Origin of the sequence: Plantibacter sp. H53, assembly GCF_001650455.1 — a bacterium.
Taxonomy (GTDB): Bacteria; Actinomycetota; Actinomycetes; order Actinomycetales; family Microbacteriaceae; genus Plantibacter; species Plantibacter flavus_A.
In genome coordinates this window covers 1-5,586 of sequence record NZ_LWCT01000039.1, presented here as the reverse complement: position 1 = coordinate 5,586, position 5,586 = coordinate 1, and the positions used below count along the sequence as shown (strand labels likewise).

6 protein-coding genes are annotated in these 5,586 nt (G+C 67.0%); 5 read left to right on the top strand and 1 reads right to left on the bottom strand.

Translation table 11 applies throughout. The features are described from left to right. The first annotated feature begins 46 nt into the window (after positions 1-46). From A4X17_RS14500 to A4X17_RS14485, 5 genes are all read left to right on the top strand, one after another. On the top strand, positions 47-1,375 hold the full coding sequence (locus tag A4X17_RS14500) for a carbohydrate ABC transporter substrate-binding protein (protein WP_064296390.1): 1,329 nt from the start codon (positions 47-49) through the stop codon (positions 1,373-1,375). Positions 1,376-1,446: 71 nt separating this feature from the next. Next, the gene (locus tag A4X17_RS14495; protein ID WP_231884403.1) at positions 1,447-2,355 is read left to right on the top strand and encodes a carbohydrate ABC transporter permease; all 909 of its coding nucleotides are present in this window, start codon (positions 1,447-1,449) and stop codon (positions 2,353-2,355) included. Beyond that, positions 2,355-3,305 (top strand): carbohydrate ABC transporter permease, encoded by a 951-nt coding sequence (locus A4X17_RS14490; RefSeq protein ID WP_082916196.1) that lies wholly within the window; start codon positions 2,355-2,357, stop codon positions 3,303-3,305. Before A4X17_RS14495 ends, A4X17_RS14490 begins: the two co-directional genes overlap by 1 nt. Then, complete coding sequence (locus tag A4X17_RS19530) at positions 3,302-3,472, top strand: hypothetical protein (RefSeq protein ID WP_167620520.1); 171 nt, start codon at positions 3,302-3,304, stop codon at positions 3,470-3,472. The genes A4X17_RS14490 and A4X17_RS19530 overlap by 4 nt, the downstream gene beginning before the upstream one ends. After that, positions 3,469-4,923, top strand: a complete 1,455-nt coding sequence (locus tag A4X17_RS14485; protein WP_064296389.1) for an alpha-L-fucosidase — start codon at positions 3,469-3,471, stop codon at positions 4,921-4,923. Before A4X17_RS19530 ends, A4X17_RS14485 begins: the two co-directional genes overlap by 4 nt. 26 nt (positions 4,924-4,949) lie before the next feature. Here the strand turns inward: A4X17_RS14485 and A4X17_RS19525 are convergent. Beyond that, the coding region (locus tag A4X17_RS19525) for a hypothetical protein (RefSeq protein WP_197479095.1) at positions 4,950-5,586 on the bottom strand (637 nt) is incomplete at its 5' end.

Genomic DNA, 5,586 nt, shown 5'->3' with positions numbered 1-5,586 from the left:
CCACCACCCCCTGCACCACCCACCAGCACTAGGAAGGACCCCTGTCATGAAGCGCACCAGAACCCTCGGCGTCATCGCCGCCGTCGCGACGGTCGGCATGCTCGCCGGCTGTGCGGGCAACTCCGGGACGGGCGGCGACGACGCCGACACCCTGAAGATCGCCGCATTCGAAGGCGGCTACGGCGCCGAGATGTACAAGGAGGTGGTCGCGGCCTACGAGAAGCTCAACCCCGACGTGAAGATCGAGCTCACCACGAGCAAGACCCTCGCCGACGAACTCACCCCGCAGGTCGCGGCCGGTGACTACCCGGACCTCGTCTTCCTCGGCCTCGGTGCGAAGGAGGGCTTCACCGAGTCCTTCGTCCGCGACAACAACCTGGAAGACCTCACCGATGTCCTCGACGAGAAGATCCCCGGCGAGGACGTCACGGTCGGCGACAAGCTGACCCCCGGCATCGTCGGCAACCTCAACACCAACCCCTACGGCGACGACAAGGTCTACCTGATGCCGATGTACGCGTCGCCGACCGGCCTCGTGTACAACCAGAAACTGTTCACCGACAACGGATGGACCGTCCCGACCACCTGGGACGAGATGTTCGAGCTGGGCGACACCGCGAAGGCCGAGGGGATCTCGCTGTTCACCTACCCGACGGCGGGCTACCTCGACTCCTACTTCTTCTCGCTGCTGTCGGCAGTGGGCGGACCGGAGTTCCTGAACGACGTCCTCACCTACAAGCAGGACGTCTGGAAGTCGGACGACGCGACCGAGGCGCTCGAGCTCACGACGAAGCTCCTCAGCTACGCGGCCCCGACCACGGTCGGCTACGCGAACGGGCAGGACTTCACGAAGAACCAGCAGACCATCCTCGACGGCACGACGCTCTTCATGCCGAACGGCTCCTGGATCGCGAACGAGATGAAGGACGCCCCGCGCACCGACGGGTTCCAGTGGGGGCTCACCCCGGTCCCCGCTCCCGAGGCCGACGGCACGCGCTACCTGACGACGTTCGTCGAGTCGGCGTGGGTCCCCAAGGAGGCGGCGCACAAGGACGCGGCGAAGGACTTCATCGCGTACCTGTACTCGGACGAGGCCGCCGACATCTTCGCGAAGGCGAACGCCATCCAGCCGATCCAGGGGCTCCCTGAGCGCCTGACCGGTGAGGCGAAGGACTTCTACGCCGTCTACAGCGAGCCCGGCGTCGAGGCCGTCGTCGGTGCCTTCGCCGCGACCAAGCCGGTCCCCGGCGTCGACCTGAAGGCCACGCTCTTCGACGCGGCCAACAGCGTCCTCTCCGGCACCATGACCCTCGAGGACTGGCAGGACCAGGTCAACGAGGCGAGCAACAAGCTCACCGACCAGCTCGCGGGCTGATCCGAACCGGTGCGCCCGTCCGATCCCCTGGTCGGACGGGCGCACCACCCTCCTCGCAGAAAGGACGCGCTGTGGCCAGACGCCCCGTCTCCCTCAACACCCGTGGGAAGAACCGCTTCGTGCTGCTGTGCGTCGCGCCCGCGATCATCCTCTACGTGCTCTTCATGGTCGTCCCGACCTTCGACGTCTTCCGGATGTCGCTCTACAACTGGACCGGCGTCGGCGGCACCCCCACGTTCGCCGGCTTCGACAACTTCATCGCCCTCGCCGGCGACATGCAGTTCGTCCGGGCGTTCCAGAACACCGTCTTCCTGCTCGTCGTCGTCTCCATCGTGACGATGGCCGGCGGGCTCGTCCTCGCCGGGGTCATGACCCAGGGCAAGGTGCGGGCGAGCAACCTGTACCGGTTCGTCCTCTACCTGCCGAGCGTGCTGTCCATCGTCGTCGTCGCAGCGATCTTCTCCGCCGTGTACGACCAGCAGAACGGCCTCATCAACGGTTCGTTGAACTTCCTCGGCCTCGGTTCGTTGTCGCAGGTCTGGCTCGGCGACCAGAAGATCATCATGTACAGCATCGCCTTCGCGATGGTCTGGCAGTCCCTCGGCTACTACCTCGTGCTCTACATGTCGGGCATGTCGAACATCCCGGCCGAGATCTACGAGGCCTCCGCGCTCGACGGTGCCGGCCCGTTCCGGCAGTTCTTCGACATCACGCTGCCGCTCGTCTGGGAGACGCTCCGCACGTCCCTCATCTTCTTCATCATCAGCTCGATCAACCTCGCGTTCGTGCTCGTCCGGGCACTCACCGGCGGCGGTCCGGACGGCGCCTCCGAGGTCCTCCTCGACTACATGTACAAGCAGGCGTACACGAACTCGAGTTACGGCTACGGCATGGCCATCGGGACAGCGATCTTCCTGTTCTCATTCCTCGCGGCGCTCATCATCAGCCGCGCGACCAAGCGAGAGGTCCTCCAGTTCTGATGACCACGACCACCTCAGCCCCAGTCCCCCCGATCGTCACGCCGCCGTCCTCGTCGGTCCCGCCTGGTCCGACCTCCCGTCAGCGCGTCCGTCGTCGTCGGCCGGTGTCGTGGATCTCGAACCTCGTCCTGATCCTCATCTCGCTCATGATCCTGGTGCCCGTGCTCTGGGTCGTCATGGCATCGGTCAAGACCAAAGGCGAGTTCTACGGCAACCCCTGGGCGCTCCCGGAAGGCCTGCACTGGCAGAACTTCGTCGACGCGTTCGTCGACGCCAACATGGGCCCGTATCTGCTCAACTCCCTGCTCGTCACGGTCGTCGGCCTCTGCTTCGTGCTGATCATCGCCGTGCCGGCCGCCTATGCGCTGGCGCGGTTCGAGTTCCGCGGCAAGTCGATCCTCGAGACACTGCTGCTCGCCGGTTTGTTCATCAACGTGAACTACATCGTCATCCCGATCTTCCTCATGCTGCTCGGGTGGGACAAGGCCCTGCGGACCTTCATGCCGAGCGGCTTCTTCATCGACAACCTGTTCGTCCTGGGGCTCGTCTACGCGGCGACGTCGCTGCCGTTCACGATCTACCTGCTGCTCGCCTACTTCCGCACCATCCCGGTGTCCTACGAGGAGGCCGCCACGCTCGACGGTGCGTCCCGGTTCCGCACGATGCGGACGGTCATGTTGCCCATGGCGATGCCGGCGATCAGCACGGCGATCCTGTTCAACTTCCTGAGCTACTGGAACGACTACATCATCTCCCTGTCGCTCATCCCGGGCGAGAACAAGACGCTGCAGGTGGGACTGCTCAACCTGTTCCAGGCACAGCGTGCGGCAGCCGACTACGGGCGGTTGTACGCGGGCATGGTGATCGTCATCATCCCGGTCGTGATCCTCTACATCATCATCCAGAAACGCTTGTTGCAGAACGTCGGAGCCGGAGGGCTGAAGGAATGACCAAGGAACGTGTGGGAGCCGTCGTCGCGGCGGTCGTCTTCGTGATCTGCGTGGCCGCGGTGATCATCGCCAACCAGTCCGTCGGGTGGCTGAACCTCGGGGTGATGCTCCTCGGACTCGCCGGGTTGATCACGCTGCTCGCCCTCTACAACCGGAAGTTCCGATGAGCGGCGGCTCGGCGGAGACGGTCGCTGCGCGGTTGGCGGAAGCGGTCGCCGTCGTGCCGTCGCCCCGGCAGCTCGCGTGGCAGCGGATGGAGTTCTACGGCTTCATCCACTTCGGGGTCAACACCATGACCGATCGGGAGTGGGGCGACGGCACCGAGTCGCCCGCCGTGTTCGACCCGGCTGGCGTCGATGCGGCGCAGTGGGTCGCGGCGGCGAAGAGCGCCGGCATGCGCGGGCTCATCCTCACCTGCAAGCATCACGACGGCTTCGCGCTGTGGCCGACGGCCGTCAGCGACCACTCGGTGGCGTCGAGTCCGTGGCGCGACGGTGGAGGCGACCTCGTCGCAGAGGTCGCGGAAGCGTGTCGCGCGGCGGGGCTGGCGTTCGGCGTCTACCTGTCGCCGTGGGACCGCGCCGAACCGAGCTACGGCTCGGGTGACGCCTACGACGACTTCTTCGTCGCGCAGCTGACCGAGCTCCTCACCGGATACGGCGAGCTGTTCTCGGTCTGGTTCGACGGCGCGAACGGCGAAGGGCCGAACGGCAAGAAGCAGCTGTACGACTGGGACCGCTACTACGCGGTCGTGCGCGAGCTGCAGCCGAACGCGGCGATCAGCGTGTGCGGGCCGGACGTGCGCTGGTGCGGGAACGAGGCCGGGTCCACGCGGGCTGACGAGTGGAGTGTGGTCCCTGCGTCGCTGCGAGATGCCGAGCGCACCGCGGACCGCTCGCAGCAGGTCGACGACGGGCTGTTCTCCCGGGCCGTCCAGTCCGACGAGGACGACCTCGGTAGCCGCGCTGCGATCCTCGCGACCACGGAGCCGCTCGTCTGGTACCCGGCGGAGGTCAACACCTCGATCCGTCCGGGGTGGTTCCATCACCCCTCCGAGGACGGGATGGTCCGCTCGGCCGAGGAACTCTTCGACATCTACGAGCGCAGTGTCGGTGGGAACGCGACGTTCCTGCTCAACCTGCCGCCCACCAGGGAGGGCTTGATCGCGGATCCCGACCTCGAGAGCCTTACCGGTCTCGGCCGACTCATCGACGACCTGGAACGGCTTGACGTCGCCGGCTCAGCCCTGCTCACGATGTCGAGCGCGCCCGTGCCGGCCGCGTCGATCACGGGGACCGGGTCACAGTCGGACCCGGTGACGTGGCGTCCGGCCGACGACGATCCGCTGCCGACCCTGCGGCTCCGCTGGGATCGACCCCAGCTGGTGTCCGGAGTGAGCGTGCGCGAGGCGATCGCGCACGGTCAAGTGATCGAGGGGGTCGAGGTCTCGGTGGTGGACGCCGCCGGTGTGCCGCGGGTGCTCGCTTCGGCAGCGACGGTGGGTGCTCAGCGGATCCTCCGGTTCGAAACCGTCGGGACGACCGAGCTGCGTGTGACGATCACCGCATCGCGAGCCCAGCCGCAGCTTGCGCGGCTTGCGGTCTTCACGACCTCCTGACGATCTCCTCCGGTGCGGGTGTGAGGTCAGCAGCCGATGGCGGGTGTGCCGGGTCGGCAGGGTTTGTCGACGCCGACGGTGGAGTTGCGGACGATCTGGACCGTGTGGGGTTCTTCGGTCGGGATCGGCAGGGTTCCGATGACGGGGAGCCAGCCACTCTCACCGATGCGGTACTCGGCGGCGTACTCGACCTCGACGGTGATGGTCTTGGTCCCGACCGTCGTGTAGCGGTGGCTGGTGGGGGTCTTGGAGAACTCCGCGAGCCCGAGGGCGGCCCAGCTGGATCCACCGGTCCGGACGGTCGCACTCTCGTCGTCGCCGTAGTCGAGGGTGAATCCGACGGGGATGAAGTGCACCTCCGCGACCTGGCCGAGGAGGGTGCCGGTGCGGGTGTGTCCGGAGGCGCCGGCGATGACGTTGGTGTGGAGCCCGCGGACACCCCAAGCGGCGGGTTCGGTGGTGACGGTGGGTGCGGCGGGGGCGAAGCTGGCGACGTCGCGGATCGTGACGGGCTGCGCGGCGGGTGCTGCCCCGAGGTCGGTGCCGAGGTCGCCGGGCGTGAAGGTGTAACACTCGTCCGGCCGCATGAGGCTGCAGACCGTCCGCTCACCATTAGGACCGTCGGTCACCCCGGGTGGCAACTCGGCCGAACCGCCGCCGCCC